The organism is Methanoculleus thermophilus (assembly GCF_001571405.1).
Classification (GTDB): Archaea; Halobacteriota; Methanomicrobia; order Methanomicrobiales; family Methanoculleaceae; genus Methanoculleus; species Methanoculleus thermophilus.
In genome coordinates this window covers 35,782-61,836 of the sequence record NZ_BCNX01000008.1, presented here as the reverse complement: position 1 = coordinate 61,836, position 26,055 = coordinate 35,782, and the positions used below count along the sequence as shown (strand labels likewise).

General features: G+C 62.0%; 27 protein-coding genes and 1 pseudogene. 19 read left to right on the top strand and 9 right to left on the bottom strand.

Annotation, left to right across the window (positions count from 1 at the left end):
- The first annotated feature begins 1 nt into the window (after position 1).
- The 8 genes from MCUTH_RS07980 to MCUTH_RS11395 are packed head-to-tail and all read left to right on the top strand — an operon-like array spanning position 2 to position 7,521.
- Positions 2 to 1,501 carry an anthranilate synthase component I family protein gene (locus tag MCUTH_RS07980; RefSeq protein WP_083524828.1) on the top strand — a complete coding sequence of 500 codons (1,500 nt, stop codon included), beginning with the start codon at positions 2 to 4 and terminating at the stop codon, positions 1,499 to 1,501.
- On the top strand, positions 1,501 to 2,079 hold the full coding sequence (locus MCUTH_RS07975) for an anthranilate synthase component II (protein ID WP_066957862.1): 579 nt from the start codon (positions 1,501 to 1,503) through the stop codon (positions 2,077 to 2,079). Before MCUTH_RS07980 ends, MCUTH_RS07975 begins: the two co-directional genes overlap by 1 nt.
- Positions 2,076 to 3,095, top strand: coding sequence for an anthranilate phosphoribosyltransferase (gene trpD, locus MCUTH_RS07970; RefSeq protein ID WP_066957860.1), 1,020 nt, complete (start codon positions 2,076 to 2,078; stop codon positions 3,093 to 3,095). Before MCUTH_RS07975 ends, trpD begins: the two co-directional genes overlap by 4 nt.
- A complete protein-coding gene (locus tag MCUTH_RS07965; protein ID WP_066957858.1) occupies positions 3,092 to 3,850 on the top strand; it encodes an indole-3-glycerol-phosphate synthase in 759 nt (252 codons plus the stop codon). The genes trpD and MCUTH_RS07965 overlap by 4 nt, the downstream gene beginning before the upstream one ends.
- 11 nt (positions 3,851 to 3,861) lie before the next feature.
- Positions 3,862 to 4,419: a phosphoribosylanthranilate isomerase gene (locus MCUTH_RS07960; RefSeq protein WP_083524827.1), complete on the top strand. Its 558-nt coding sequence runs from the start codon at positions 3,862 to 3,864 to the stop codon at positions 4,417 to 4,419.
- Positions 4,416 to 5,588 (top strand): tryptophan synthase subunit beta, encoded by a 1,173-nt coding sequence (gene trpB, locus MCUTH_RS07955; protein ID WP_066957857.1) that lies wholly within the window; start codon positions 4,416 to 4,418, stop codon positions 5,586 to 5,588. The genes MCUTH_RS07960 and trpB overlap by 4 nt, the downstream gene beginning before the upstream one ends.
- Positions 5,585 to 6,421 (top strand): tryptophan synthase subunit alpha, encoded by an 837-nt coding sequence (gene trpA, locus MCUTH_RS07950; RefSeq protein ID WP_066957855.1) that lies wholly within the window; start codon positions 5,585 to 5,587, stop codon positions 6,419 to 6,421. The genes trpB and trpA overlap by 4 nt, the downstream gene beginning before the upstream one ends.
- Positions 6,418 to 7,521, top strand: a complete 1,104-nt coding sequence (locus MCUTH_RS11395; protein ID WP_083524826.1) for an ATP-NAD kinase family protein — start codon at positions 6,418 to 6,420, stop codon at positions 7,519 to 7,521. The genes trpA and MCUTH_RS11395 overlap by 4 nt, the downstream gene beginning before the upstream one ends.
- 726 nt (positions 7,522 to 8,247) lie before the next feature.
- On the opposite strand, the pseudogene MCUTH_RS11970 reads toward MCUTH_RS11395, so the two are convergent.
- Positions 8,248 to 9,138 (bottom strand): annotated as a pseudogene (locus tag MCUTH_RS11970) (Na/Pi cotransporter family protein); the annotation flags it as partial.
- A 162-nt stretch (positions 9,139 to 9,300) separates the two neighbouring features.
- Between MCUTH_RS11970 and MCUTH_RS07935 the strand changes: the two are divergent.
- On the top strand, positions 9,301 to 9,966 hold the full coding sequence (locus tag MCUTH_RS07935; protein ID WP_066957850.1) for a cytochrome c biogenesis CcdA family protein: 666 nt from the start codon (positions 9,301 to 9,303) through the stop codon (positions 9,964 to 9,966).
- On the opposite strand, the gene MCUTH_RS07930 is transcribed toward MCUTH_RS07935, so the two are convergent.
- From MCUTH_RS07930 to MCUTH_RS07905, 6 genes are all read right to left on the bottom strand, one after another.
- On the bottom strand, positions 9,939 to 10,484 hold the full coding sequence (locus MCUTH_RS07930) for a hypothetical protein (protein ID WP_066957848.1): 546 nt from the start codon (positions 10,482 to 10,484) through the stop codon (positions 9,939 to 9,941). The genes MCUTH_RS07935 and MCUTH_RS07930 overlap by 28 nt on opposite strands.
- A gap of 182 nt (positions 10,485 to 10,666) precedes the next feature.
- Positions 10,667 to 10,867, bottom strand: coding sequence for a hypothetical protein (locus MCUTH_RS07925; RefSeq protein WP_066957846.1), 201 nt, complete (start codon positions 10,865 to 10,867; stop codon positions 10,667 to 10,669).
- 15 nt (positions 10,868 to 10,882) lie between these two features.
- Positions 10,883 to 11,428 carry a Yip1 family protein gene (locus MCUTH_RS07920; protein ID WP_066957845.1) on the bottom strand — a complete coding sequence of 182 codons (546 nt, stop codon included), beginning with the start codon at positions 11,426 to 11,428 and terminating at the stop codon, positions 10,883 to 10,885.
- Between the two features lie 273 nt (positions 11,429 to 11,701).
- Positions 11,702 to 12,202, bottom strand: a complete 501-nt coding sequence (locus MCUTH_RS07915) for a hypothetical protein (protein WP_224732779.1) — start codon at positions 12,200 to 12,202, stop codon at positions 11,702 to 11,704.
- Between the two features lie 41 nt (positions 12,203 to 12,243).
- Positions 12,244 to 12,750 (bottom strand): hypothetical protein, encoded by a 507-nt coding sequence (locus MCUTH_RS07910; RefSeq protein WP_011842941.1) that lies wholly within the window; start codon positions 12,748 to 12,750, stop codon positions 12,244 to 12,246.
- Positions 12,751 to 13,097: 347 nt separating this feature from the next.
- Positions 13,098 to 14,066, bottom strand: a complete 969-nt coding sequence (locus MCUTH_RS07905) for an ABC transporter permease (protein ID WP_066957843.1) — start codon at positions 14,064 to 14,066, stop codon at positions 13,098 to 13,100.
- Between the two features lie 371 nt (positions 14,067 to 14,437).
- On the opposite strand from MCUTH_RS07905, the gene MCUTH_RS07900 reads away from it, so the two are divergent.
- Positions 14,438 to 15,121 (top strand): hypothetical protein, encoded by a 684-nt coding sequence (locus MCUTH_RS07900; protein WP_066957841.1) that lies wholly within the window; start codon positions 14,438 to 14,440, stop codon positions 15,119 to 15,121.
- Between the two features lie 58 nt (positions 15,122 to 15,179).
- Here MCUTH_RS07900 and MCUTH_RS07895 read toward each other — a convergent pair whose 3' ends face one another.
- Positions 15,180 to 15,914, bottom strand: a complete 735-nt coding sequence (locus MCUTH_RS07895) for a winged helix-turn-helix transcriptional regulator (protein ID WP_066957839.1) — start codon at positions 15,912 to 15,914, stop codon at positions 15,180 to 15,182.
- 40 nt (positions 15,915 to 15,954) lie between these two features.
- Positions 15,955 to 16,422 (bottom strand): hypothetical protein, encoded by a 468-nt coding sequence (locus MCUTH_RS11750; RefSeq protein ID WP_066957837.1) that lies wholly within the window; start codon positions 16,420 to 16,422, stop codon positions 15,955 to 15,957.
- Positions 16,423 to 17,021: 599 nt separating this feature from the next.
- On the opposite strand from MCUTH_RS11750, the gene MCUTH_RS11590 reads away from it, so the two are divergent.
- From MCUTH_RS11590 to MCUTH_RS07850, 9 genes are all read left to right on the top strand, one after another.
- The gene (locus MCUTH_RS11590; RefSeq protein ID WP_150468723.1) at positions 17,022 to 18,152 is read left to right on the top strand and encodes a chymotrypsin family serine protease; all 1,131 of its coding nucleotides are present in this window, start codon (positions 17,022 to 17,024) and stop codon (positions 18,150 to 18,152) included.
- 12 nt (positions 18,153 to 18,164) lie between these two features.
- Entirely contained in the window at positions 18,165 to 18,713 is a 549-nt protein-coding gene (locus MCUTH_RS07885; protein ID WP_150468722.1) for a hypothetical protein, read from the top strand.
- A gap of 316 nt (positions 18,714 to 19,029) precedes the next feature.
- On the top strand, positions 19,030 to 19,737 hold the full coding sequence (locus MCUTH_RS07880; RefSeq protein ID WP_066957833.1) for a hypothetical protein: 708 nt from the start codon (positions 19,030 to 19,032) through the stop codon (positions 19,735 to 19,737).
- A 382-nt stretch (positions 19,738 to 20,119) separates the two neighbouring features.
- Positions 20,120 to 20,794, top strand: a complete 675-nt coding sequence (locus MCUTH_RS07875) for a hypothetical protein (RefSeq protein WP_066957831.1) — start codon at positions 20,120 to 20,122, stop codon at positions 20,792 to 20,794.
- A 75-nt stretch (positions 20,795 to 20,869) separates the two neighbouring features.
- On the top strand, positions 20,870 to 21,562 hold the full coding sequence (locus MCUTH_RS07870; RefSeq protein ID WP_066957829.1) for a hypothetical protein: 693 nt from the start codon (positions 20,870 to 20,872) through the stop codon (positions 21,560 to 21,562).
- A 78-nt stretch (positions 21,563 to 21,640) separates the two neighbouring features.
- The gene (locus tag MCUTH_RS07865) at positions 21,641 to 22,060 is read left to right on the top strand and encodes a MarR family winged helix-turn-helix transcriptional regulator (protein ID WP_066957827.1); all 420 of its coding nucleotides are present in this window, start codon (positions 21,641 to 21,643) and stop codon (positions 22,058 to 22,060) included.
- 54 nt (positions 22,061 to 22,114) lie between these two features.
- Positions 22,115 to 24,496, top strand: coding sequence for an endopeptidase La (gene lon, locus MCUTH_RS07860; protein WP_066958163.1), 2,382 nt, complete (start codon positions 22,115 to 22,117; stop codon positions 24,494 to 24,496).
- A 207-nt stretch (positions 24,497 to 24,703) separates the two neighbouring features.
- Complete coding sequence (locus tag MCUTH_RS07855; RefSeq protein WP_066957826.1) at positions 24,704 to 25,105, top strand: hypothetical protein; 402 nt, start codon at positions 24,704 to 24,706, stop codon at positions 25,103 to 25,105.
- Positions 25,106 to 25,222: 117 nt separating this feature from the next.
- Positions 25,223 to 25,567: a hypothetical protein gene (locus MCUTH_RS07850; RefSeq protein ID WP_224732778.1), complete on the top strand. Its 345-nt coding sequence runs from the start codon at positions 25,223 to 25,225 to the stop codon at positions 25,565 to 25,567.
- The last annotated feature ends 488 nt before the right edge of the window (positions 25,568 to 26,055 follow it).

Here is a 26,055-nt window from a genome sequence, read left to right as displayed (position 1 = left end):
AATGGACTCTGCTTTAAGGGAACTGATCAGGATCCCGGGATACGAGGAGGCCATTGCCGCGGCTGACGCGGCCGACCGGCCCCTCGTCGTCCCGGTCTACGGGGAGATCCCGATCCCCCCGTCTTCACCGGCCGACCTCTACGCCTCTCTCCGGGACGGCCCCGGGTTCCTGCTCGAGTCTCTCGAGGGGAGCGAGAAGACCGCCAGATACTCGTTCATCTGCACCGCCCCCGCCGCGACCGTCTCCGTGGCCTCCGACGGCACGCTGACGGTCTCCGGGGACCCACGGTTCCAGGAGATCGCCGCCGGGATCGAGGCCGCCGACCCCATCGACGCCGTCCGGGCGTTCATGGGCCGATTCAGGGTCGCTCATCCTGATCTTTTGGGGTTCTCCGGCGGGCTTGCCGGCTACTTTGCTTACGACCTCGTCTCCTCCATCTACCCGGTACGTCGGGCAGGAGAGATCGACGAACCCGTCGCCCGGTTCGTGCTGGCGCAAGACTGCCTCGCCCTCGATCATAGGAGAGGGCGGCTTGCGGTCATCGCAAACGTGCTTCTTGCCGGTGGTACCGACGTGGAATCGGAACTCGCCCGGGCCCGGACGGCGGTTGCCAAGGAGATTGCCCGGATCCGCGATCTCCCTCCGCCGCCTCCGGGCGAGCCGTGCCGGGCCGACGCCCCGATCTCGTCCTTGACACAGAACGAGTTCTCGGACGCGGTCCTCCGGATAAAGGAGCATATCGCGGCGGGGGATATCTTCCAGGCTGTCCTCTCCCGACGGCTTGCCTGCCGGGTCGAGGGCGATCCGTTCTCCGTCTACCGGCGCCTCCGGGAAGCAAACCCGAGCCCCTACATGTACTACCTGGACTTTGGGGACAGCCAGATCGCCGGGAGCAGCCCCGAGATGCTCGTCCGGGTGGACGGCGGTCGGGTGACGACCGTCCCGATCGCCGGCACCCGGCCGCGGGGGCGGACGGCGGCAGAGGACGATCGGCTCGCCGCCGATCTCCTCGCCGACGAGAAGGAGCGGGCGGAGCACGTCATGCTCGTCGACCTTGCCCGAAACGACATCGGGGCGGTCTCGGCCTTCGGAACCGTCGCGGTGGAGGATTTCATGAGCATCGAGCGGTTCTCGCACGTCCAGCACATCGTCTCGACGGTCACGGGCTCGCTCCGCGATGGATGCGACCGGTTCGACGCCCTCCGCTCCTGCTTCCCCGCGGGAACCGTCTCGGGCGCCCCGAAGATCCGCGCGATGCAGATCATCGCCGAGACGGAAAAGGCCCGGCGCGGGCTCTACGCCGGGGCCGTCGGCTATATCGGATTCTCCGGGTCGATGGATTTTGCGATTGCCATCCGGACGGTCCTGGTTCGGGACGGCGTCGCGTCCGTCCAGGTGGGGGCCGGGATCGTGGCCGACTCCGACCCCGGCAGGGAGTGGACCGAGACCGAGAACAAAGGGCGGGCGATGCTTGCGGCGCTCGGCGCGGAGGTGGAGTGATGCGGGTGCTCGTCATCGACAGCTACGACAGTTTCACCTTCAACCTCTGCCAGCAGATCGGGATGCTCGGGGCAGAGCCGGTCATGGCAAAGAGCGATACGCCGTTTGAGGTGCTCCGGTCCGGGTCCTTCGACCGGATCGTCCTCTCGCCCGGCCCGGGGCATCCCCGGGACTCCGTTCTCTACCGCGAGGTCCTCTGCTCCCTTAGCCGGACTGTCCCGACACTCGGGGTCTGCCTCGGCCACCAGGCGATCGGGCTTGCTTTCGGGGCTAGAATCGTCCGGGCGGACCGGCTGATGCACGGGAAGTGGTCAATCATCCGGCACGACGGTGCGGGGATCTATGCGGGTGTGCCCGATCCCTTCGTCGCGGCCCGCTACCACTCGCTCGTCATCGACCCGGCATCCGTCCCGGACTGCCTTGCAGTGACCGCTCGCAGCAATGACGGGGTGATCATGGGCGTCCGGCACCGGGAGTATCCCATCGAGGGGGTGCAGTTCCACCCGGAGAGCATCCTCACCACCGAGGGAACCCGGATGGTGGCAAACTTCCTCTTCGGTCCGGGGGGTGCGGCATGATCCGCGAGGCGATCGCCCGGGTCTCCTCGGGCGCGGACCTCTCCCCGGCCGAGGCGGAAGGGGTGATGGGGGAGATCGTGCGGGGCGCAGCGACACCCGCCCAGATCGGCGGTCTCCTGACGGCGCTCCGGATGAAGGGGGAGACCGTTGCCGAGATCGCGGCGTTCGCCCGGGCGATGCGGGCGGCCGCGGTCCCGGTCTCCCTCCCGGGTCCGGCGGCGCGGGTGGACACCTGCGGGACCGGGGGCGACGGTGCGGGGACGTTCAACATCAGTACCGCCGCGGCATTCGTCGCGGCCGGGGCGGGCGTCCCGGTCGTGAAGCACGGGAACCGCGGGGTCTCGAGCCGGTGCGGGTCGGCGGACGTCCTCGAGGCGCTCGGGGTCAACGTCGCGATCCCGCCAAAGAAGGTGGCGGACGTCCTTGCATCCGCCGGGATCGCGTTCCTCTTCGCCCCGGCATACCACCCGGCAATGGAGTATGCCCGGCTTGTTAGGCGCGAGATCGGGATACGGACGGTCTTTAACCTCCTCGGCCCCCTCACGAACCCGGCTGGCGCGAGAGCCCACCTCCTCGGCGTCTACGACCCCCGCCTGGCCCTCCCGGTCGCCCGGGTGCTCGCGGATCTCGGGGCGGAGCGGGCGATGGTCGTCCACGGGGCAGGCCTCGACGAGATCGCGACGGCAGGCCCGACGACGGTTGCGGAGCTGCGGGACGGCGAGGTTGAGACGTATACGCTCGACTGCACGGAGTTCGGGATCCCGCGCTCGCCCATCTCTGCCATCCGGGGCGGCGGGCCGGAGGAGAACGCCGCGATCCTCCTCTCCGTCCTCTCGGGAAAGGAGGGCCCCACCCGCGATATCGTCCTCCTCAATGCCGGGGCGGCGATCTACCTCGGCGGGAAGGCCGACGACCTTGCGGGCGGGATCGCCCGCGCCGAGGTCTCGATCGACTCGGGAGCCGCGCTCGACCGGCTCGACCGCCTGGTCCAGGCGACCGGAGGAGGGACGGCATGATTCTCGACGATATCGTCCAATCGACCCGCGAGCGTCTTTTGGACCTTCCGGAGTTCGGGACGGGGGGCGGTACGGGGGCGCCCTGCAGGAGCCTTGCGGCCGCCATCCGGGCCTGCCGGGAGAGACGCGCGATTATCGCCGAGGTGAAGTACGCCTCCCCGTCGCGGGGGCGGATCCACGACGGCTGCACCCCCGAGGCGATTGCACGGGAGTTCGCCGCCGCCGGGGCCGCCGGGATCTCGGTCCTGACCGAGCCCGCCTACTTTGGGGGGAGCACCGACCACCTCGTCCGGGTGCGGCGTGCGGTCTCTCTCCCCATCCTCAGGAAGGACTTCATCATCGACGAACGCCAGCTCGCCGAGACCCGGGCGCTCGGCGCCGACGCCGTCCTCCTGATCGCCCGCCTCCTTGGGGATCGCCTCCCCCCGTTCGTCGACCGGGCGCTCGCGCTCGGGCTTGAGCCGCTCGTCGAGGTCCATGACCGGAGCGATATGGAGCGGGCCCTCGCCACGAACGCACCCCTCATCGGGATCAACAACCGCGACCTTTCTACGATGACGATCGACCTCTCGACGACCGTTCGCCTCGCGCAGGCGGCCCGCGACGTCGGGAGGATCGTGGTCTCGGAGAGCGGCATCATGTGGCCCTACGACGTCCGGCGCCTCTCCCGGCACTGCGACGCGTTCCTGATCGGTTCCGCCCTGATGTCGGCGCGGGACCGGCGCAGAAGGCTGGAGGGGTTCGTATTCGCGTAAAGATCTGCGGCATGACCAGTGTACACGACGCGCTTCTTGCCGTGGCGGCCGGGGCCGATGCGATCGGCGTGGTGCTTGCAAGCCCTTCGCCGCGATCCGTGAGTCTGGACGTGGCGCGGGAGATCTTTGTGGCGGTCTCGCCGTTCGCGACGACGGTGGCGGTCACCTCGTCCGACCGGCCAGACGATCTCCGAAAGATCCTCACTCTGCGGCCGGACGCGGTCCAGGTCCCGGGCGATCTCCCGGTCCCCCGGGACGCCGGGGTCCGGGTCATCCGGATGCTTGCTCCCGTCGATCCTCTCCGGGGCGACTGCGACGCGGTGATCGTCGATAACAGTCACGGGACAGGGCGGGCGTTCGACCTGGAGTATGCCCGGCGATGTGTGGCCGCCTCCCCGGTCCCGGTCATCCTCGCGGGAGGGCTTGATCCCGGGAACGTGGCGGAGGCGATCCGTTCCGTCCGGCCGCACGCCGTCGACGTCTGCTCGGGCGTCGAGGCGGCGCCGGGAGTCAAGGACGAGCGCCTCATGCGGGCGTTCGTGAAGGCGTGCAGGACGGTAGACCCATGAAAGCAGGACGATACGGTGTATACGGCGGGCAGTACGTGCCCGAAACCCTGATGAGCGCGCTGATCGAACTCGAGGAGACCTACGAGCGGATCCGCCAGGACCCGGAGTTCTCCCGCCGGTTCTCCTGGTACCTCCACGAGTACGCCGGGCGGGAGACGCCGCTCACCTACTGCGAGAACCTCTCCCGCGACCTCGGCTGCCGGGTCTATCTGAAGCGGGAAGACCTCCTCCACGGCGGTGCGCACAAGTTGAACAACACCCTCGGGCAGGCGCTCATGGCAAAGTTCATGGGTAAGCGCCGGCTGATCGCCGAGACCGGCGCCGGGCAGCACGGCGTCGCGACGGCGATCGCGGGCGCGGTCCTCGGCCTCCCGGTCGAGGTCTACATGGGCGAGGTGGACACCCGGCGCCAGGCGCTCAACGTCGCCCGGATGGAGCTCCTTGGCGCCCGGATCATTCCGGTCGCCTCCGGGACGCGGACGCTGAAAGATGCCATCAATGCCGCGATGCGCGACTGGGTGGAGAACCTCCGGGAGACCCACTACCTGCTCGGCTCCTGCGTCGGCCCGCATCCCTTCCCCCAGATCGTCCGCGATTTCCAGTCGGTCATCGGGAGGGAGGTGCGGCGGCAGATCCTCGAGCGGGAAGGGCGGCTCCCCGACACCATCGTCGCCTGCGTCGGCGGGGGCTCGAACGCGATCGGCATCTTCCACCCGTTCCTCGACGACGACGTGCGCCTCGTCGGGGTCGAGGCCGGCGGCGAGGGGCTTGCGTCCGGCCGCCACAGCGCTTCGCTCACGGCAGGTTCGGTCGGGGTCTTCCAGGGAGCGCTCTCCTACCTCCTCCAGGACGGCGACGGCCAGGTTCTTGAGACGCATTCCGTCGCCGCCGGCCTCGATCACCCTTCCGTCGGGCCGGAGCATGCCATGCTGAAGGACACCGGGCGGGTCCGCTACGAGGCGGTCACCGACGCCGAGGCGCTCCACGCCTTCCGCTACCTCTCCCGGACCGAGGGGATCATCCCGGCGCTCGAGTCCGCCCATGCGGTCGCCTACGCCCTCCGGGCGGCAGACGACCTGGATAAGGACGGTATCATCGTCGTCAACCTCTCCGGCAGGGGCGACAAGGACGTCGCGGACGTCGCAAACCTTTGCGGGGGCGCGGCATGAGCCGGATCGAGGCGCTCTTTGCCAAAAAGAGCCCGGTCCTCATAGGGTTTACCGTCGCCGGGGACCCGGGCATCGAGGCGTCATTCCGGGTGGCAAAGACGATGATCGATGCGAGGGTTGACCTCCTCGAGATCGCGATCCCCTACTCCGACCCGGTGGCGGACGGCCCCGTGATCGAGCGGGCACACGTCCGCGCCCTCCGGGCGGGGGCCACCCCAGAGACCGCCTTTGCCCTCGTCCGGGAGGTCAGGGAGTATGCGCCGGCGCTCCCCGTCGTCCTCTTTACCTACTACAACATCATCCACCGCCGGGGGGGCGACCGGTTCTTCGCCGAGGCTGCGGCCGCCGGTGCGGACGGCGTCCTCGTCGTCGACCTTCCCGTCGAGGAGTCGGACGAGGTCGCGCCGTTTGCCGCCCGGTACGGGATCGACCGGATCGCCCTCGTCGCCCCGACGACCTCGCCGGATCGGCAGCGTGCGATCCTCTACGGTGCCTCGGGGTTCGTCTACATCATCTCGATCGAGGGGGTCACCGGGGAGCGCGACCGTCTTTCGCCCGGTATCGCCCGTCTCGTCGGTGCGGTCCGGGAGAAGACGGCCCTCCCCCTCGCTGTCGGGTTCGGGATCTCGCGCCCGGAGCACGTCCGGACCGTCGTGGCCGCCGGTGCGGACGGTGTTATCGTGGGAAGCGCGCTTGTCCGGACGATCGAGGAGCACCTCGGCGACGAGGCGGGGATGCACGCGGCCCTCCGGACGGTCATCGCCCGGCTCCGGCGCGGGTTTGCCCCCGACCCCGAACCTGATATCCTCCGGCGGGAAAGGGTTGAGGGATGAGAAAGGCGATCGGTCTCCTGGTCAACCCCATTGCCGGGATGGGCGGCGCCGTGGGGCTTTCCGGGACGGACGGGAAACTTGAAGAGGCCCTCCGCCGCGGGGCCGTCCCCCGCGCTGCCGCCCGGGCCGTCGAGGCCCTCTCCCGTCTTGGGGGCGAGGAGATCCACTGGTATACGGCCGCAGCCCCGATGGGCGAGGACGTCCTCGCCGCGGCCGGGATCGACCGGTTCACCGTCCTCTACCGCCCTGCATCCCCGACCACCGCTGCCGATACCAAAGCTGCGTGCCGGGCGTTCCTCGATGCCGGGGTCGACCTCATCCTCTTCTGCGGCGGGGACGGGACGGCCCGGGACGTCTTCGACGCCGTGGGCCGCTCGGTCCCGATCCTCGGCATCCCCGCCGGGGTGAAGATGTACTCGGCGGTCTTTGCGGTCAACCCGGCGGCCGCGGCCGAGCTTCTCCGCCTGGCGGGCGAGATCCCCTGCCGCGACTCCGAGGTGATGGACGTCGACGAGGAGGCCTACCGCTCGGGCCGGCTCGCGGCCCGGCTCTACGGGTATGCCTGCGTACCTTACATCCCGGAGCGGACGCAAGGCGGCAAGCAGGTCTTTGAGGAGCAGGACGAGGAGCGGGCAAAGGACGCTATCGCGGCGTTCATCGCCGAGATCATGCTCCCTGATACCCTCTATATCATCGGCGCCGGGAGCACGACGGCCCGGATCATGGAGAGGCTTGGACTGACTCCGACGCTTCTAGGGGTCGACGTTGTCCGGAACGGTGAGGTCCTCGCCCGGAACGCCGACGAGTGGACGCTGTTTGCCCTCCTTGAGCGCTATCCGCGGGCAAAGATCATCGTGAGCCCCATCGGCGCCCAGGGTTTCGTCCTCGGCCGCGGGAACCAGCAGATCAGTCCTGCAGTCCTCCGGCGTGCGGGGCTATCGAACCTGATCGTGGTCGCGACCCCCGGAAAACTCCAGGCCACACCCGTCCTCTACGTGGACACCGGGGACCCTGCCCTCGACCGGGAGGTCGGGGAGACCCTGCTTGTCGTCTCCGGCTACCGGCTGGGTCAGAGGAAGCGGGTCGTCCACGCCGATTGACGCAGGCGGCGTCACGCCCACCTCGGTGGAGTAGCGCTCGGCAAGTTTGCGCAGATCCCGCACCTTGGCGTTGGCCGCCTCGATGATCGAGAGGACCTCGATGTAGCGGCTGTTTCCGAAGTCACCCTCCTGCTTGAGGCTTGCAAGCTGCCTGCGGTAATGCTCGTTGACGACGCACTGGAGTTCGATGTCCCGGGCGCGAAGCTCCGCGACGGTCGTCTCCTGGATCCGGGGGAAGATATGCCCGAGCCCGACGATGTTTGCATCAAGGATCCGGTAGATGCTCTCGACCTCCTTGATCTGGGCGGCGGAGGCACCGTTTCCGTTCTCGATGCTTCTCCGGAAGAACTCCCCGAGATCCGCCCCGAGGTATCCAAGCCGCCCGATCTCGTTTGACATCCGGACAAGGTAGACCACCTCGGTCGCCTCCCGGTCCGAGAGAGGTCGTGTCGAGATCGACCGGAGGGCCTGCTCGATCCTCCGGTCGAGGTAACCGTTCAGGTTCTTGAGCCGCTCGACCATCAGGTAGTCCGCATCCCTGCCCGTGGCAAGGTAGGTCATCGCCGCCCGGAAGAGGTTGAGCGTGACCTCGTGGGCGTGCTTGAGCTCCATCTGGATCAATTCAAACCCCGCTCGTGTATCCTCCGGCAACCCGTCCTCGAGGTAGCGCGTCCGCATGAGGACTTCGGGTTCGTTTCCAGGCACCACCCTCTCGACGAGCCGTCCGAACTGCTTGATGCCGAGGAGGAAGACGCTCGCCGTGATCAGGTTGAAGAGGAGGTGGGCGTTTGCCACCATCTGCGCCTCCGTCCCGCCGATCGCCATCACGAGTTCGGTGAAGGGTCCAAGGAAGGGCAGGATCATGAGCACCCCGCCGAAGTTGAAGATGAAGTGGGCGACAGCCGCTCTTTTTGAGTGCAGCCCCATCCTGCTCGAGGCAAGCAGGGCCGTCGTGGTCGAGCCGATGTTTGCGCCAAGCAGGAACGGTATCGCCTGGGGGAGGGTGAGCAACCCCTGCTGGGCGAGGACGACGGTAAGGCCGGTCGTTACGGCGCTCGACTGGACCATCGCGGTGAAGAGGAACCCGATCAGGATCGCGAGCGGGAGCGCCGAGAACTCCGTGATGAACCCAATGATCTCAGGATCGCTCTGGAACGGCGCAAGCGATGTCGAGATGAGGTTGAGGCTGAAGAAGACGAGACCAAAGTAGAAGAGAGGTTTTCCGAGGATCTTGTAGCGCCCGCCATAGGCCCCGACGAGGAACCCGACCGGGATGAGCACCGCTCCAAACGCCGTCATCTTGAAGGCGACGAGCTGGGCGGTGATGGTCGTCCCGACGTTTGAGCCGATGATGATCCCGAGACTCTGGCCAAACGAGATCGTCCCGGCGTTGACGAGACCAATGGTGACGATCGTCGTCGCGGCGCTCGACTGGACGAGGGCGGTGACGACGGCGCCGATGAGTGCGCCGAGGATCGGCCGCGAGGTCATCTTGCCGAGGATGATGCTGAAGCTCCCTTTCGCGGCGGAGAGGAGCTCCCGTGAGAAGTTCTCTATCCCGTAGAAGAAGAGGATCAGGCCTGGCACGACGGCGAATATGGGTTCCCACGGGACCATTGGATCGTTTAGAGGTATAGTATCTCTGTTCTGAAATACTTCTCTATATACCCGTTTGGATTTTTGCGAGGGATGCAGCCGTTTTTTCTGCCGCCCGGCAACCGCGGTGACAGCCGGTCGGAACCGCAGGGTATATCCTTGCTCCCGGCCTAATTCCTCCTTGTGGCCTCATTCGACCCCTCGGTCCTCGGGATCTTTCTCTTCGGCCTCGTCGCCGGGATATGCCCCTGCAACAGCGTCCTCTGCCTGGGCCTGATCGGGTACCTGACGAGCCAAAAGACGGATCTCTCCCTTGCCGGGATCCTTCGGCTGACGGTTGCGTTCTCGCTTGGGACCGTCCTCGTCCTCCTTCCTCTCGGAGCAGCCGCGGGCCTGGTCGGCGACTACCTCCTCTTCTTAAACGAGACGGTGGCATGGGGGATCGGCGGGGTTTTGATGATCCTGATGGGGCTGCAACTCCTCCACGTCTACAAACCCCCGATCCGGAGCATCTTCAACCGCTTCCGGGCGCCTCCCTCCTACACGGTCTACGGCGCGTTCGTCCTCGGGCTCTCGTTTGGGGCGATCACGGTGGGGCGCGGGGCGCCGATGCTCCTCGTCGTCCTGACCTACATCGCGCTCTACCAGACCGCTCTCGAAGGTCTCTTTACGGTCTTCGTCTACGGCGTGGGGCTTGCGATCCCCCTCATCGTGATCAGTTCGGTCGGGGGCGCGGCCGGAAAGAAGGTCCGGGAGAAGGCGAGGATGAGCGGGGAGGTCTTCGACCGGATCGTCGGCGTCGCGATCGTCCTGATCGGGGTCTACTTCCTGTACCTGGCGTTCTTCTGAGGGGTTGCGACCACCCGGAGGGCGGCGTAGAGGACCGTCGCTACGAGGACGCACTCGAGATAGAACCCGAAGTCCGTGAGCGCGGAGAAGGCGAGTTTATACGCGGTGGTGTCGACCGCAAACGGGAGTGCGCCCATGATCCCGTCGAGGAGCCACCCGCCGACCGGCACCCTATCCGCGATCAGGGGAGCGGGGCCGCCCGGCCACCGGTCGGGGTTTATCAACAAGGCGAAGACGAACGGAACCGAGGCTGCAACGGCGGCAAGGACTGCCTGCCGCTCTCTCCGGATTGAAACGGTGCCCGAGATGAGCGGGAGCGGCGTCGCGGCCCCCGTGACGGCAAGGGTGACGATTACGAGGATGAAGACCGGAAGGACGGACGGCGGCGCCGGCCCGACTGTCCCCGAGACGGCTCTTGCGGTACCCGCCCAGATCACGCATGCAACGACCGCGACGATTGGAGGGATGGCCGGCGAGAATCGGGTACGGGGGAGTGAGGCGACGACCTTACCTGACATACTGCACCGTTCTCGACACGGTTCGGCTCCCGTGTTCTGTAACTCTGCGGGAGAGGTCAACGTTCTTGTATAAACGATTTCTGTCACAATCGTCTACACGTCGGGGCGCGTCAATCCGTTTCGTTCCCGGAGGAGCAGTAGAAGGGATATCTCGATGCGGATCTTCCTCCACGGCAGAACGGTCAGTCTGGCTGCTTTTTCTGGCACCGTTTGCTCACGATCTGCACGATGAGGCTGCTAAACAGCAACACGGGAAACAGCCACCGGGTAAAGGCGTCAGGCCGGTCGTGCAGGATGATGTCCTGGTAGAAGTTGACCGCGAGGACGACTACGGCAAGGGTGAGGAGCAGTTTCCACAGGAACGAGAGGTGGTTGCAGTTCATGACCGTCACCGGTTATCAGATTCCCACCGCGCGATGGAGATAGTACGCGAGGACCAAACTGGTTGCAAGAGCGACGAAGACGGCCCGGTCCTTCGACTTCTCGTGGAATATCCATACGCCGAAGTAGGTCGAGAGGCAGAACCAGGCGAGGAGGAGCAGGCCGGCGAAGGGGACTTGCAGGAGGACCGCCCAGGAGAAGAGGATGAGCGGCGCGAGAGCGTAGACCGCCGACTTCATCGTCTGCTCGAACTCGCGGTGGACGTCGACGAAGAGCAGGAAGAAGTGCTCGACGAGGCTGACGGCGAGGAGGGTGACGGCCCCGGCTATCAGGCCCTGCACGAAGGTGATAAGGGTGCCTGCCGCGATGAACCAGAGCCGGTGCAACCCGTCAATCTCCGGCTCCTTTCCCGTAAGGAGGGGTAACGCCATGAAGAGAACCGATGCGACTGCGACGATCGCGAAATAGAATACGAGATCGTCGCGTAACGACTTTTCATTGAGGCGCTGAAAGACCCGGCGGGGGCCGGTGAAGGTGGTTTCTGAGGGCGTCTCTGTCGACATGTTCTCTTCTCCCGGACGACGGTACTCACCCGCCCCGCCGTTTGCCGGGCCTGGGTTCCGGTATTAATCGATGAGTGGTCAACGTCACCCTATAAATGTTCTCTGTCATGATTGTCTACACGTCGGGTCTCAGTCGGTTGAAGAGGAGCAGCCAGTGCCCGTTATCGCTCTGACACTATGTGGGGGCCGGGACACATAGTCCCACGGCCATCCGATTCGTCCCGACGGGCAAAGTTCGCTGTTTATCAATGGGTGGCCTGGAAGTCGCGGGTATCAGCGGCCGAAGACCGCCGGGAGGTTCAGCTGCCTCTCGCGGATGGTCGTTGTGACCTCGAACCGCCCCTCTCCGGGTTCAAACGGAGTGCAATCTACGCTCAGCGTTTCGGAGCAGATCCCCCGGAATTCCCGGGTGGTGCTGTGGGGCACCCCTGCAGGGTTCCAGACCGTCAGGGTGAAGACGGCCGTCCGGGTCCTGCTGAGTTCATTTCCTCGGGCGTTGTCGCATGTGACAAGAAAGACGCTTCTTCCCGTCCCCGTCTCGATCGAAGGGGTCACGTTTGAGAACGTTGCGTTGCTTCCGAAATCAGCCCAGGCCCTGCCGAGGAGATAGACGCCGTGGGAGTCGTTATCCTGAAAGAGGATCTTGCCGCCGGAGGTGGTGGCGTTCACGACGATGTCCTCCGCGGCATACGATACGAGCCCGTACCCGAGGAGGATGGCAAGGCCCAGCGTCAGGATGATGCTGCACATTACTTTTTCGCTCAATCGGATCACCGTTTCAAAAAATAGGTGCATTCCTAGGGGATGCACCCCCTTCAGACATAGTCGAGGTCCCCGGTGCCTATGTCCGTTGCTTTCGTTGTGTCGAGCCAATCGTGCGTCTCGCACCAGAGTTCGTAGTAGGCATCACCAGTGCCCCGCGAATCAAAACTCACTTCGATTGTCCCGCTGGTCGCCCAGTCCACCTTTATTTGTTTAGTGTGCGCCATACCCTGAGCATCGTAGACCGTCAGACGGTAGAGTGCTCCCTGCCCGTCGTTGTCTTCGTCATTGGAGTTGTAGTACTTCGCTTTGAAGGTGTTGTACCCGGGCGGAACGGTTATGGGTCCGTACGTCGTCACGCTTGCCGTATCGGCGTCGCCGTCTGTATACATGACTCCCAGTTCTTCTACGGCCAGAATTCCGATGTCGCCGGTATCCTCGGTTCCGACTTCAATGCTCTCCTGACTTTGAGCCTGGGCTGCGGAAACCGCACCGACGGAAGCCAGTACAACCAGTGCCAGTACCGCCCAGGCCGTGATAGATCCGTTTCTTGTTTTCATCTTCTGCTTCCTCCTTGTTACGGTGCCGGAGGGGGAAAGGACGTACCTATAAGTAGAGGTAATAATAACCTTCTTTTCGCCTCCGGGCATGCGGGGTGCATCATCCTGTCGTGAACCGCGGATGTGTGGCCCCGCGACTTATGCGAATGCCTGATGCCGGCATCCGCACTGCTACCTCTACGTTGGAATATTTACCTTTTCTCTCACTTCTCTCTACATGTTCGCTGTCTTCTTCGGAAAGCGGAAGGCTGGATACATCCTGCACGGCCCACGGAACCGGAGAGGGTCCCGGCTGGCACCGGGAGTGCCGGGGCTCCATACTCGGTCCCGCTCCCTCCCGGGCGTGGTCACCGGATGTCCATCCGCATGAACCGCGTGTACGCGACGGCGAAGAAGACGGTGGGGTAGAGGATCAGCGCCACCACGCTCGACCATATCTCGCCGAGCGTATCCTCAAGGGTCGCCCCCGATGTCGGGGCGTTGGCGATCCCCTGGATGAGGGCGTTGGTCGCCATCTGCGGTGATGCGAGGTTTCCGATGCTCTGGATCAGGTCGAATTGCCCGTAATATGCCGTGAACGCTGCCTGGAATTCTTCCGACGAGATGTCCCCGCCGTATGCCGTCGGGTCGGGCTCCTCCATCATGAGCGCCATGCCGATATGCGTGGTGGCGTAGGGGAACAGGAAGACGAGGAGGATGAAGACGACCACCGAGAGGAGCAGGGCGCTGCCGCTCTCCCGGCAGAGGGTGGAGAGGGCGAGCGCGATGGAGAAGAACGTGACGAGGAAGAGGAGGATGACGCCCGCATAGGTCAGGATCATCCAGAGATCGCCGGCGGCGGGCACGATCGAGAAGACAAGGAGGAGCGCGGTGGAGATAGCGAGCACGCTCCCGACGACGAGGGCGAGCAGCGCGACGCCCCCGAGCGCCTTGCCGTTGATGACCTCGTCGCGGTAGACCGGGTGGGAGAGCAGGCTTTTGAGCGACCGGGACTCCTTCTCCCCGGAGACCAGGCCGGACCCGACGGCGATGGCAAGGAGCCCCCCGTAGGAGATCAGCGTGAGGAACATTGAGGAGTAAACGCCCTCAACTGGCGGTTTTGCGGGCATCATCCCGGCCGGTCCGTCATTCTGGTTATCCATCGCGGCCAATTGCTCCGAGTATCTATCCAGTTCTCTCTCGTAGCTCACGACCCCGCTGTACGTCCCCACCAGGGCGATGGCGAGGAAGAGGGCGAGGATCACCAGAAACCGCCAGCCCGTTATCTGGTCAGTGAACTCTTTTTGGGCCACGGTGAAGACCCGTTCCGCCGTCATGTGTTATCACCGGTCAGTGTATATGCTTCTATCTCCATGCTCGTTCTCCGTCCGTGGTCGCAAGAGTACCGCAGGCCCGCGATTATACACGGTATCGCCCCTTAAGTGACAACCGAGGTTTTTCCGCCGCCCGGAACAGGCAAGGGTTACTCAGATGCACTTCCACGGGTGTTGCCGTCTTGAGACTGGATCGTTACTCCATATACCTTTTCTCTCACATTCCTCTACACGTCGGGGCGTGAGGGGAGTGAATTCGACCAGTGGCCGTGGTAAACCAACGATACTCCGGACCGGTCACTTTTCGGAAACTTCAAGCCCGGCCGGTCCCATACTGACTTTAACCACGCCGGTTCCATCGGCCCGGAACTACCATGAGACGACCGATCCTTGCCGTTATCGTCGGAGTAATAGCTGTCTACGCCTGCATGCACTTCTTCATCTTACCGGAGGCCCCGGACGTCACCCGCATCGAGAATATCACCCATCTTGAGTCCCCGGCATACCATCCGGCCATCCTGGACCTCTGGGAGATCGCCGTCGAGAGCACCGGCGTTGAGAACGAGTCGGCTGTGCTGCGGAAGCTGGAGGTCGATCTCGCCGGGGATGGCGCGGCTCGGGTGATATGGCTCTACTTCTACGGCGATAAGGACGGCGAGCAGCACGCGTACGAGGCGTATGCGGGGCCGGGCGGAATCGTATCCGCCAAATCGCAGAAACTTGCCTACTCCGTGCAGGGGGTGCACCCCCTCGCCCTCTTACGGGAGGTCGACGCCATCGCTCTGGAGGATATCCCCTTCCGGGAGCAGGGTATGACACTTCTTTTGAGCCCGAACGCGTACGGGGATCACTACAATGAGACCCGGGGGAGGCTCTATGAGGTCTCGGATGGGGTATTCCGCCCGGTGAGAGAAGTGACGTTCGGCCCGGACGCGCGCTGGTACACTATCACGATCACTCCCCACCGGAGCCCGGGATCCCCGCCATCTCCAGAAGAGGTTCTTATTGCGTTCACCCGGCAGGATCTCGCAGCGGCCGAGTCCGTAGCCTACGGATAGGTGAGCGTCGAGAACCGGGACTCGTTCATCGTCTCCGGCCCAACCGCCCCCGGGTGACCTAACCGGTTGCGTCTGCGCCTCTGTTTTGCCGGGATTGAACATCCCGGCGGAGGAAATACCGCACCATCCTTCCGTCTCTCTCGCTCCATACAGCACCGTCCCGGATGAGCAGCCCCGTATGCCAGGCCACCGATGCACCGGAGATCCCGAGCGCGGATGCGACATCTTTTCGCGCTATCCCTGGATTCTGCGTGATGAGATCGAGGATCTCTCTCCGTGTCCCGTTGATGGGATAGCCCTCTCCTTCACGGGCCGCCCTGCCGTTCGCATGGTACCGCAACTGCCCGTGATCGCGCTCAGTTACTATCTGTCCGGTCTCGCAGAGGGTTGCAAGGTGGTACCGGAGCGTTCCAATGTTAATCCCAAGCCTGTGTGAGAGGGAAGCGTGGTTGATCCCGGGGTTCTCCCGGATGCAGAGGTACGCCGCACGACGGGTGTCGTGTTCGAGAGCGTTCTTCCGGGAGATCCTCCTGTGGCCGAGGCAGAGCCATGCGAACACCGATATGAGGAACTGCACCGGGAGGAGGAGCAAGGGGGCGTTCATGAAGACGAAGTCGAGCAGGACTAACTTCAGCGGTATGTTCCAGATGTACTCAGGGATCGGATCGTCTGGTATCATCTCCGGAAACTCCCGTTCGCTCGGTCCAGTGCCAGCAGCGCTCCCCGGGGTAAATAGTAACATGAGCACGATGAGGAGCAGCGCGAGCCTCGCGAGGACGGGTCGATTCGGCATTAAGAGGATCAGGTTCCCGGGAACATAAAAAAGATGTGATTTATTCCGCCGCGGCTTCAAAGGAATAATCCTGGGCATCCCGCACGGTTTCCCCGTAAACCTGGAATCGCCATGTTCCAGCCTCCGGAGAGGAGATCGATGTGCGGATCTGTGCGTTTTTATCACCATCTAGATCGGTATCGTGATAGTAGGCGTAGGTGCTTCCGCTCGGCGAGATGATCTTCAGCGTCAACGACTGCTGGGGGATAAACCAGTTTAGATTCACAAACAGCGTTGAGCTCCCTGGAGGCACATACGCGCTGTGATGGTTTGTCTCTCCCTGCTCTATGAGGTAAATGGCGCGAATTCCGGCGTCGCCTGCCGGGTTCTCCTCTTCCGAAGCGGTGTTCACACCACATTCGCTGCTCCCGGCAAAAGCCGGCGGCGCCATCAGGACCAGTGCAAGCACCAGTGCAAAGATGCGGTTGTATGTCATCATACCACCGGGGAACTTCTCAAATACCTTCACTTAAGTTTTCTCTCAAACCTCTCTACACGTTCCTCGGTCCGGGGCAGACTGGCCGCCCGGGAATCGGTGTCGAACAATGGCGGAGAGAGCCTGTCGCGCAGGGTGAGCGCTGGTGCCGGGCCTTCTTGCAAAATGGGTGTCTGTGACGTGGATACGATATCCGAATCGATTTTTCCTTTGCCGCGTGGGTTTATTTTCGGTCGGCACAGTGCGAGTTCCCGGTCGACTGTGGGATGTTTTCGGAAGCAAAATAGATCCAACTATCTCAACGTGTAGAGAGGATCGACAGAAATCGTTTATAGAAGAACGTTGATTTCTCACACGTGGGTACCGGAGCCGGTATCCCGAAGCGCGGGGGGTCCACCCGGCCAAGAGCGAATCGGATGGGTGAACGTCCCGCATGCCCGGAGGCAAAAGAGTGTACGTGCCTTGTGTACTTGAAAGTATGCCTCGCTCGCCTCCGGAAAATTATCGGAGGAAAGAGCATGAATGGAAAAGTCAGAACGCGGGCATTCTCCCTGCTCCTGGCGCTGTTGTTTGTGAGTGTGGGTGTGGTGCCGGCGGTGGCTATGGATGCCAATCCTGATTGAGGTGAAGAAATGGAGAGAAAACAGCAATTTCTGTCAGCGTTTGTTATACTCATGCTGACGGTATCGGTTTGTCTGGGATTTGCTTCTGCGAACCCAGTTGCGGATGAGTGTAGCATGACTGTTGAACGTGCAGAACTTACAAGTGACGAGTACACCGCAGCCGTTGAGTACCTCAAATCAAAAGAAAGCGTCATTGATATACGCGGCACTCTACCGGAATTCAAAGATACACAGCATCGACGTACATGGTATAATTTCCTAGATAACCTCACAAGCGACATGTTCGACTCCGTAAAACCCTACCTTTACCCGGATGGTCCCATCATCGGTTTTGGGTATGACATTGAGGGGTATGTCGGAATCGGTGTTGTGGAGGGATATTCTGAGGATAAAACTGATATTGCAGTGAACGAGATATACACAATGCTGAGTGAAGAAGCAAAAAAATCGGGAGTCGGAGATATTCCCATCAAGGTTAGATCTGTCGATCCTGACAGTCTAGTACTTCACAGCGCAAGTGACAGGTTCCGTCCCGTGATTGGGGGGGTGCAGATGCAGGCAGTCTTAGGCAGTTCAACAGGAACCGCAACAATTGGTTGGGCTGCGCGAAACGCTGCTGGAACCCTTGGCTATGTCATTGCTGGACACTGTTCTGACGGTGTCGGGGAAACAATATACCAGCCAAGTGTAAGTGCGTCAAATGCCGTTGGTACAGTGGCTGCTGATACCCATTGGCCAAGTCAGAGTTCATATGCAGATGCAGCTTGGGTTCCCTACAGTAATGTTGCGGCAAAAATCTATGGTAGTGGAGGGGTACAACAAACCGTGAAAGGTTACTATACTGACTGTGGAATAGGGTTGCCCGTTTACAAATCAGGAATTACTACGGGCACAACATCAGGAGCAACCATAAGGAAGGATATTGTATTTAACGGCGATACAAAGAAATATTTATACGATCAGTACTTTGTTTCTTATAGTGCCGCAAACGGGGATAGTGGAGCACCAGTTTACCATGTTGAACCTGATCATGACAGAATTGTTGTAGGGATACACTCTGGAAATTTCAACGGTGAAGAGTACTTTTCACCGGTATCAGGTGTGCAGGCAGCACTAGGCGTTCTTCCGCTAACAGGTTGAGGATGCATAGACATGAGTAAATTTTCAGCCCCAATTTTATTTTTCGTCCTTGTATTTAGCCTCTCTACAGGAGTGTACCTCTTTGAAGACTTCCGGGATCAGAGGTCGGCAACATCTGCCGGGGTATCCGGACAGCTTCAACCAGTCTTCACCGACCCGGACATAGGTCACCTCAAAGCCAGCCTGAACAAGAGGGAGCCCGTCATCGTCACGCTCGGAGGGCTCCCCATCTCGAAGGGCGGGAAGGGCGCAAACCTGGAGTACTTCACCGCCGCCATGGGAGATCAGATACGGGAACGCTACCTCTATCCCAACGGCTCTCTCATCGGTTTCGGCTACGACATTGACGGGTATCTCCGGGTGAGTATCTGGAACGGCCCGCCTCCGCCAAAGAATGTTTCTTCGATAGAGGCAGTGTATACGATGCTTGATGAGCGGGCAAGGGAGATGGGAATTGAGGATATCCCGGTGAAGTTCACGGTATTCATCTCTCCGCCGGAGCTGATCCTTGATTCTCAAACGGATCTCTCAAGGTGGATGCGTCTATGCGGTGCAACTTGAGGAGGTCACAATCCCCAGGGCCGCAGCCTGTTTTTTCCTATAGAGGTAGGCTTCAAAATGGTGTTTGTCCCATAAACGGTTTATCTTGAAATGTCCAAGTGGACAATCGTGGGTACCGCGGGCGTCGTCTGCACCGGTGCGGAAGTTCACCCCGCCGGTTTGCCAAACGTCCGGGTGAACATCCCGCATGCCCGGAGGCAATGGGAACGTGTGCTCTTCCCATGTTTGAAGGAATGCCTCTCCTGCCTCCGAAGAAAGAGACTGAAGGAAGTACTATGTTACCCGTCCCTGAATCGACCCATGGAGCACAGACACGATGGCATCCTTAACTAAACTCAAAATTCTATTTTTGGCGGCTGCAGTTACCGTCATTCTTATGTTCTTCCTTACCCTGTTCGGAGTTGCCTGGATTAACTCAAACCCGGGCTATTACAGATATACGGTCACAATAGGCGGCCTTTCCAACTATATCGACGAACCGGTCACCGATATTATCGTGCCGATGCCTATGAGGGACGGGGAGCTGGTTTTTTCGGAAGAAGAACTCCAGTACAGGCAATTCGGCAACTGGAAATCGGTGATTGTCGTAACCCCCTATGGCAAAATGCTTGCTTTTCAATCGGTCGGTACGAATCTTACTGATGTCCACGCAGAATTTTTCAAAAATTTTGATCCCGGTGAGCTAAGGCTGACAGACCCTCAGAATGAGTCTCTCTCCCCGCTCATGCGTGACGGTCTCAACTCCTCTGCAGGATGGAATTCCAGCACGCAGGATGGGTCCGGATACACATCGGTCCTCTTCCTCCCGAAGGATCTTGTGCCTCTGAATGCGAATGCAACAGATGTTGCCGTTAGCCTGGAGTTAACCGTATCTGAGGGAATCCATCATTCTATATCGGGAGATACGTTCCGGGTGAGTATTCTGGAGCATGTTCCTCCTGACATTCGCGGAGCGATCCCGGTAAACGTTCATGCTGCGAGGTACGAGGGTGGTGGAAATTGGGTTCCGATAAGCGAGTTCTAATGCATGCGAAGTGAAAAGCAAATTTGCGTTCAGGGACCGCCGGTGGGCTTTCAAATCCCTTTTCCGGATGCCCAGGTCCCGCAACCGGAAATCTTCTTGAGCCCTTGAAGAGGCATGAGCGTGCGTGAATCCGGAGAATGCCAGAATCGTTTATTTCTGGTAGCCTTTGCCCCTGATGCCGGCTGTTCGCTTGACAGCGCAAGTTTTCCATCGGCCGGGACAGCGAGTCTCCCGGATCGGCGGAGGCGCATTTCCGGGGGCAAAATGATCAGAATGCCTCAACGTGTAGAGGATCGTGACAGAAATCGTTTATAGGGGGACGTTGACTTCTCATGCATAGATCCCGGAAGGCGGGGCCCCTCCGGTGGGTGATGGTGGGGAGATGGGCGAACAGCGTACCAATACCAAAAAAACCTTACTGAACCTGCTGATAGCGGTCACCATCCTCGCCGCGGTGATCTTCCTGCTCCTTCTTCTTCCCGCGTTCGTCGAGACGACCATGCCGAACGACTCCTACATGATCAAGATCACCGGTCTGTCCGATCTCGCCGTGAACGGCACCGCCACGGTCATGATCCCGGTTCCGGCGAACGCGGAGGGCGAGCTGGTGATCTTCGAGTCGTCCAGCGTTCTCCAGCCCGCCGGGTGGAGGACGGCGATCCGGGAGACGCCGTACGGGAAGATGATCGCGTTCACGACGACGGAGGACTACGCGCAGGATATCTCCAGACCGACCGGCGAGTTCGAGACGAAAGAAGAACCCCGGCTACTCGTACCGGCCCTCGCGACCCCGGACAACGTGAGCGTCGCCGAGTTCGCCCGGAGCTCGGGCGGGACCTACACCACCGTCGTCTTCCTCGACGGCTTCGTCTCGCCGCCGGAGAACGCCACATCGATCTCGTTTGACCTCGAGTACCGGGGCGGCGGGGGCATGAAATACCTGATAGAGGAGGATACCTGGACGGCGACGGTGAATACGGCCGTTTCGAGCACAGAGTCCGGCTTCGTCCCGGTCCCGGCCGAATACCACGTCATTCCCGGGGGTATCCACCTTTGATGGACGGTCCCGTGCGGAGAATCTCATGGTGGATCGTGAGCGCCGCAGTCCTGCGGATCAGGAAGTGAATGGAAGATGGCTCCCTCGATAATTTCCTTTCTCGCCAAAGTCGTTGTTGTCTCGCTTCTCGCCATCGCGATTGTCGCCATCGGCGGAAACATTCTCGTCCACTATCATCAGACCCGGATGATGTCGGAGCATTCCTGGGATTACTCATACGCCGTCTCCGTTACCGGGCTGTCCGGCTACCGGGGAGATCCGATCACGGAGTTTGTCGTTCCCCTCCCTGCAGTCGGCGGTTCACCGGTCTTTTCCGGAGAGGACCTCCGGTGGATGACCTCTGACAACTGTACGACTCTCCCGGTTAGGACAGAGAATGGGGAGATGCTTGGACTGCGTCTCCCCGGTGCGGATCTCACGGATGTCTCCGCCGCTCACTCAGGGGGTTTCTTAAGAGAGGTCTCGCGTGAGGAGATAGCGGCGAGCGGGTTTGTGCCGGGACTCTCACGCCTCTCGAAAGCGGGGAATGCCTCTCCATACATCATCGTCCCGGATTCGCTCCGCCCCGTATCGGACGATCCTGAGCCCATCCTGGTCAGCATCAACTTCACCATATCCGGCGAGGGGAGGCCCGACTACCACATCTCGATCATGGAGCGGATCCCGCCGGGAAAGACCGGGATCATCCCCGTAGAACCAAGGATCTATCACCGAGACAGTTCTCGCGAACCCTTCCGCCCCCTGGAGGGGAACACCCTCATCAACTGAGACGTATGCTTCCAGAGTGCACCCTCCCCCGATCACAACCTTTAAGGTTAGGTCTAACCAAACTAACTTGCATCAACCATGACGGCGAGAGTTGAGCATCTCTTCGAGGTCTTTGATCGCCTGATCGCTATCAAGAACGAATGCACCCGCGAGATCGCCGCCGAATGCGGGCTCAACAATCTGACGGCAAAACAGATCGCCTACCTGAAAGTCATCGAGAAGCATCACGACCTGACGTTCAGCAAACTCGCCGAGATCACCAACAACTCGAAACCCACCGTCACGGAGATGGTCGATAGGTTCGTCCGGATGGAGTGCGCCTATCGGCAGAAGTGCCCCGATGACGGGAGGATGGCCTACATCCGCCTGACCGAGAAGGGGCGGATGATAGCAAACGCCGAGCAGAATGCGCTCCATCGTATGATCGAGAGGATTGTGCAGGCACTCGATGAGAACGAGGTGGATCTCTTGATCGAGATCCTCCGGAAGGTCAGGTAATTTTTTGCCCGGACGAATTGTTAGGTAAATTCAAACTAAATGATTGGAGTCACCATGCACTCACCACACGCTGACAGCAACGAGACGATTGTCATACCGCTCTTCGAGACCGTGGTCTACCCGGAGACGCGGACGAAGTTCCAGGTCGATACGGCCCTGGGCGAGCTGCTGATCGCCGCCATGAAGAGCGACGGATCGGCCTCCGCCGTCGGCCTGACCGTCAAGGGCGGCACCCCGCCTGCAGAGATCCCGGCCGAGGGGCTGTACACGACCGGCAACCTCCTCATGGTCACGCACGCCCAGCCTGCGGACGACGGCTACCTGGTCTTTGCCCGGGCGGTCCGCCGGGTGAAGGCCGTGGCCGTCTCGGAGAGGGACGGGCAGTTCTACGCCGCCTTCGAACCCCTCCCGGACATCATGGATATCGACGAGGAGACCCGAGAAAAGATGCTCGCAGAGATCAAAGCAGCCGTCCACGACATCAGCGCCAACTTCCAGGGCTCCGAGCAGTTCACCCGGCCCGTCGACAGGATGGGGTCCGTCGACCAGATCATGGCGTTCGTCGTGCCCTTCATGCCGGTGGAGGTTGCCGCGAAGCAGTCTCTCCTCGAGACCGTCTCCGTCAGGGAGCGCTATACGGCCTTCCTCCGGCTCCTGGTGGACCTCAGCGAGAGCATCAACCTCCGGATCGAGGTGGCGAGAAAGGCCTCCGAGAAGATCGGAAAAGCGAACCGCGAAGCGATGCTCCGCGAGCAGCTCCGGGTGATCCAGGAGGAACTCAACGGGGGCGACGGCTCGTCCGGCGAGGAAGGCTACCGGGAGCGGATCGAGCGCTCGACGATGCCCGAGGAGGTCCGCAAGAAGGCTCTTGCCGAACTGAGGAAACTCGAGTCGGGCGGGAGCCAGCACCACGAGAGCCAGGGGATCCGGAACTACCTCGACCTCCTGCTCGATCTCCCCTGGACGGTCGAGAAGAAGAGCATCGATATCGAGGAGGCCCGCCGGGTGCTCGAGAGCAACCACTACGGCCTTGAGAAGGTTAAGGAGCGGATCATCCAGCACCTCGCGGTCATGAAGCTCAAGGAGGAGAAGCAGGGCTCGATCCTCCTCCTCGTGGGCCCGCCCGGGACGGGGAAGACGAGCCTCGGGCGGAGCATCGCGGACGCGCTGGGCCGGAAGTACGTCCGGATCAGCCTCGGCGGCGTCAAGGACGAGGCGGAGATCCGCGGGCACCGGCGGACCTACGTCGGGTCGCTCCCCGGCCGGATCATCCAGGGGATGAAGCGTGCCGGGACGCTGAACCCGGTCTTCGTCCTCGACGAGGTCGACAAGCTCGCCGTCTCCTACTCCGGCGATCCGGCAAGCGCTCTGCTCGAGGTCCTCGATCCCGAGCAGAACAGCACGTTCTCGGACCACTACCTGGAGGTCCCCTACGATCTCTCGAACGTCTTCTTCATCGCGACCGCAAACAGTCTCTCGACGATCCCGGCGCCGCTCCTCGACCGGATGGAGGTCATCGAGATCTCGGGCTACACGAAGAAAGAGAAGTTTGCGATTGCAAAGGAGCATCTCATCCCGGAGACCCTCGAGGAGCACGGCCTGACCGCGGATCATCTCCGGATCGAGGACGGGGCCATCGCGGCGATCATCGACCGCTACACCCGGGAAGCGGGTGTCCGGACGCTCAAAAAGGAGCTTGCCCGGATTGCCCGGTACGTCTCGGCGAAGGTCGTCTCGGGAGGCGTCGATCTCCCGGTCGTCGTGACGGCCGATATGCTCCCCGAGATCCTCGGCCGGGAGACCGTCCGGCCGGACATGGCGAGGAAGGAGAACCCGCCCGGCGTCGTCACGGGCCTGGCCTGGACGCCGGTCGGCGGGGACATCCTCTTCATCGAGGGGACGTTCATGCCCGGCAAAGGGAAACTGACGCTGACGGGGCAGCTCGGCGACGTGATGAAGGAGTCGGCCCAGATTGCGCTCAGCCTGATCCGCTCACGGCTCGCGACCATCACGACAGGGTTCGACTTCTTCGCAAGCGACATCCACATCCACGTCCCGGCGGGGGCGACCCCGAAGGACGGGCCGTCGGCGGGGGTGACCATCCTGACGGCCCTCGCCTCCCTCGTGACCGGGAGAGCCGTCGACCCGACGCTCGCGATGACCGGCGAGGTGACCCTCTCCGGCGCGGTGCTCCCCGTCGGCGGGATCAAGGAGAAGGTCCTTGCGGCCCACCGGGCCGGGATCAAGACGGTCATCCTCCCGCGGGAGAACGAGCGGGATCTCGAGGACGTCCCCGAGGATGTCCGCAGCGATCTTACGTTCGTGACCGTGGAGACGATCGAGGACGTCCTCCGGGAGGCGCTCGGGATTGAACTCCACGGCCCGGTCGTGCCGTATGCGGGGAAGAACCGGTGCGTCCCCGCGCACAACCTCTGAACACCCCTCTTTTATCATCCCTTCATACCCTCGTTTCGCCCGCCGCGCCTTGCGCCGGGAGCAAACAGGCTTGAGGCGGCCCGACGTGTAGATGATCGTGACAGAAATCGTTTATAGAGGGACGTCGAGCTCTCACCGATAGCTGCCGGAATCGGTGCCCCGATGTGCGGGATCTGTCCGGCCTGCGTCAATATGGGAGGAGATTGCATGGAACCTGACAAAAAGCGCCTGATCATCATAGGAATCGTTGCGTTCATCGGCGTCGTCCTCCTCGTCGCGGCGGTCATGTTCGGAGTTACGACCTTCGTCACCCTGATCACGGGAGTCGACGGTCCGCCGCAAATGTTGGTTGTGGAGGTGGTCGGGGAAGAGGGTCTGCAGAACGCATCCGTCATCCGTCTGACCGACCGGGACCTGCAGCAGCACCCGGTTCTTGCCACCGCGATCCGGGAGGCCGGCAGCAACCCCAACGTGCCGGCATCCACGCCGGTCCCGATGACGGGGGCCGAATGCCTCGCGCTCACCGAGTCGTTTGGTGTGTATACGGCGAATGCGCCGATCCTCGAGTACGACGGAGTATACTATGCTACCCGTGTTCTGATCCATTAGGATGCTTGAAGAGGTGCAGGAATTGAAGAAGGTCATAAACCCGGCAACCGGCTCAAAACGGCGGGGATAATCGTCACCTGCGGTCTTGCCGGCATCGTCGCGGTCGCGCTCGGCCTCATGCTCGCCGACGCCCTCACCCTCTACGCTCACGAGAGTTCTGGGGAACAGCCGATGCTCTACGTCATGGAGCAGACGACACCAGGAGAGAACGTGGTCGTCCCCCTGACCGAGCAGGACTTCGAGCAGCATCCGGCGCTCGATGCGGTCATCCGTGGTAAGGAGCGCAACCCTTCGGCGTGGGAGTGGGGAGATCGGAGCCAGCGTGTCATCGGGGGAACCAACGTCTCCTACGCGGAGAGCAGGGCGCTCCAGGACGCCTACGGCCCCGGCCGGGAGACATGGGTCTACCCACACCTGGAGTACGAAGGGGCATACTACCTGGTTGTGACAGCGTGGCCGTGAAGGAGTTCTACCATGCGATGAGACCCCGGCGGCATGGCACTTGCCCCGGGTCACTCTGCGCGGCGTTGGTTCGCGGCTTGGTGTGGCGTTTTCCCAGTTAGATTCAATCCGGCAGGCCCGACGTGTAGATACGCGTCACAGAAATTGTTTATACAGGAGCGTTGACGTCTCCATCGTGGATACTGGAATTAGTATCCTGTGATGCGTGGGGTCCCCCCATCCACGGTTGACGCCCGGATGATAGAGCCCCACACGTCCGGATGATAGAGCCCCACACGCCCGGAGGCAAAGAGGATGTATGCTCCGTCTGCCTCCGGGTAATACGATGGAGGAAAGCAAATGCACCGAAACATCAAAACGAGAGCATTCCCTGGTGGCCCTGATGCAATTCTCGGGCATGTGAGCATGCGAACCCGGACGGCAGGGTGTGAAAGAATTGGCAAGAGCAGGGGGCCTGACGCCGTTGATCGAGATATTCTTCGCGGTCG

Coding starts and splice junctions, on each gene's coding strand:
- MCUTH_RS11590 (WP_150468723.1), top strand. CDS start 17,022: ATGGAGAGAAAACAGCAATTTCTGTCAGCGTTTGTTATACTCATGCTG.
- MCUTH_RS07930 (WP_066957848.1), bottom strand. CDS start 10,484: ATGTCAGGTAAGGTCGTCGCCTCACTCCCCCGTACCCGATTCTCGCCG.
- MCUTH_RS07980 (WP_083524828.1), top strand. CDS start 2: ATGGACTCTGCTTTAAGGGAACTGATCAGGATCCCGGGATACGAGGAG.
- MCUTH_RS07975 (WP_066957862.1), top strand. CDS start 1,501: ATGCGGGTGCTCGTCATCGACAGCTACGACAGTTTCACCTTCAACCTC.
- trpB (WP_066957857.1), top strand. CDS start 4,416: ATGAAAGCAGGACGATACGGTGTATACGGCGGGCAGTACGTGCCCGAA.
- MCUTH_RS07905 (WP_066957843.1), bottom strand. CDS start 14,066: ATGACGGCGGAACGGGTCTTCACCGTGGCCCAAAAAGAGTTCACTGAC.
- MCUTH_RS07870 (WP_066957829.1), top strand. CDS start 20,870: ATGGCTCCCTCGATAATTTCCTTTCTCGCCAAAGTCGTTGTTGTCTCG.
- MCUTH_RS07960 (WP_083524827.1), top strand. CDS start 3,862: ATGACCAGTGTACACGACGCGCTTCTTGCCGTGGCGGCCGGGGCCGAT.
- MCUTH_RS07910 (WP_011842941.1), bottom strand. CDS start 12,750: ATGAAAACAAGAAACGGATCTATCACGGCCTGGGCGGTACTGGCACTG.
- MCUTH_RS07885 (WP_150468722.1), top strand. CDS start 18,165: ATGAGTAAATTTTCAGCCCCAATTTTATTTTTCGTCCTTGTATTTAGC.
- MCUTH_RS07965 (WP_066957858.1), top strand. CDS start 3,092: ATGATTCTCGACGATATCGTCCAATCGACCCGCGAGCGTCTTTTGGAC.
- trpA (WP_066957855.1), top strand. CDS start 5,585: ATGAGCCGGATCGAGGCGCTCTTTGCCAAAAAGAGCCCGGTCCTCATA.
- lon (WP_066958163.1), top strand. CDS start 22,115: ATGCACTCACCACACGCTGACAGCAACGAGACGATTGTCATACCGCTC.
- MCUTH_RS11395 (WP_083524826.1), top strand. CDS start 6,418: ATGAGAAAGGCGATCGGTCTCCTGGTCAACCCCATTGCCGGGATGGGC.
- MCUTH_RS07850 (WP_224732778.1), top strand. CDS start 25,223: ATGCTCGCCGACGCCCTCACCCTCTACGCTCACGAGAGTTCTGGGGAA.
- MCUTH_RS07875 (WP_066957831.1), top strand. CDS start 20,120: ATGGGCGAACAGCGTACCAATACCAAAAAAACCTTACTGAACCTGCTG.
- MCUTH_RS07925 (WP_066957846.1), bottom strand. CDS start 10,867: ATGAACTGCAACCACCTCTCGTTCCTGTGGAAACTGCTCCTCACCCTT.
- MCUTH_RS07895 (WP_066957839.1), bottom strand. CDS start 15,914: ATGCCGAATCGACCCGTCCTCGCGAGGCTCGCGCTGCTCCTCATCGTG.
- MCUTH_RS07855 (WP_066957826.1), top strand. CDS start 24,704: ATGGAACCTGACAAAAAGCGCCTGATCATCATAGGAATCGTTGCGTTC.
- MCUTH_RS07880 (WP_066957833.1), top strand. CDS start 19,030: ATGGCATCCTTAACTAAACTCAAAATTCTATTTTTGGCGGCTGCAGTT.
- MCUTH_RS07865 (WP_066957827.1), top strand. CDS start 21,641: ATGACGGCGAGAGTTGAGCATCTCTTCGAGGTCTTTGATCGCCTGATC.
- MCUTH_RS07920 (WP_066957845.1), bottom strand. CDS start 11,428: ATGTCGACAGAGACGCCCTCAGAAACCACCTTCACCGGCCCCCGCCGG.
- trpD (WP_066957860.1), top strand. CDS start 2,076: ATGATCCGCGAGGCGATCGCCCGGGTCTCCTCGGGCGCGGACCTCTCC.
- MCUTH_RS07900 (WP_066957841.1), top strand. CDS start 14,438: ATGAGACGACCGATCCTTGCCGTTATCGTCGGAGTAATAGCTGTCTAC.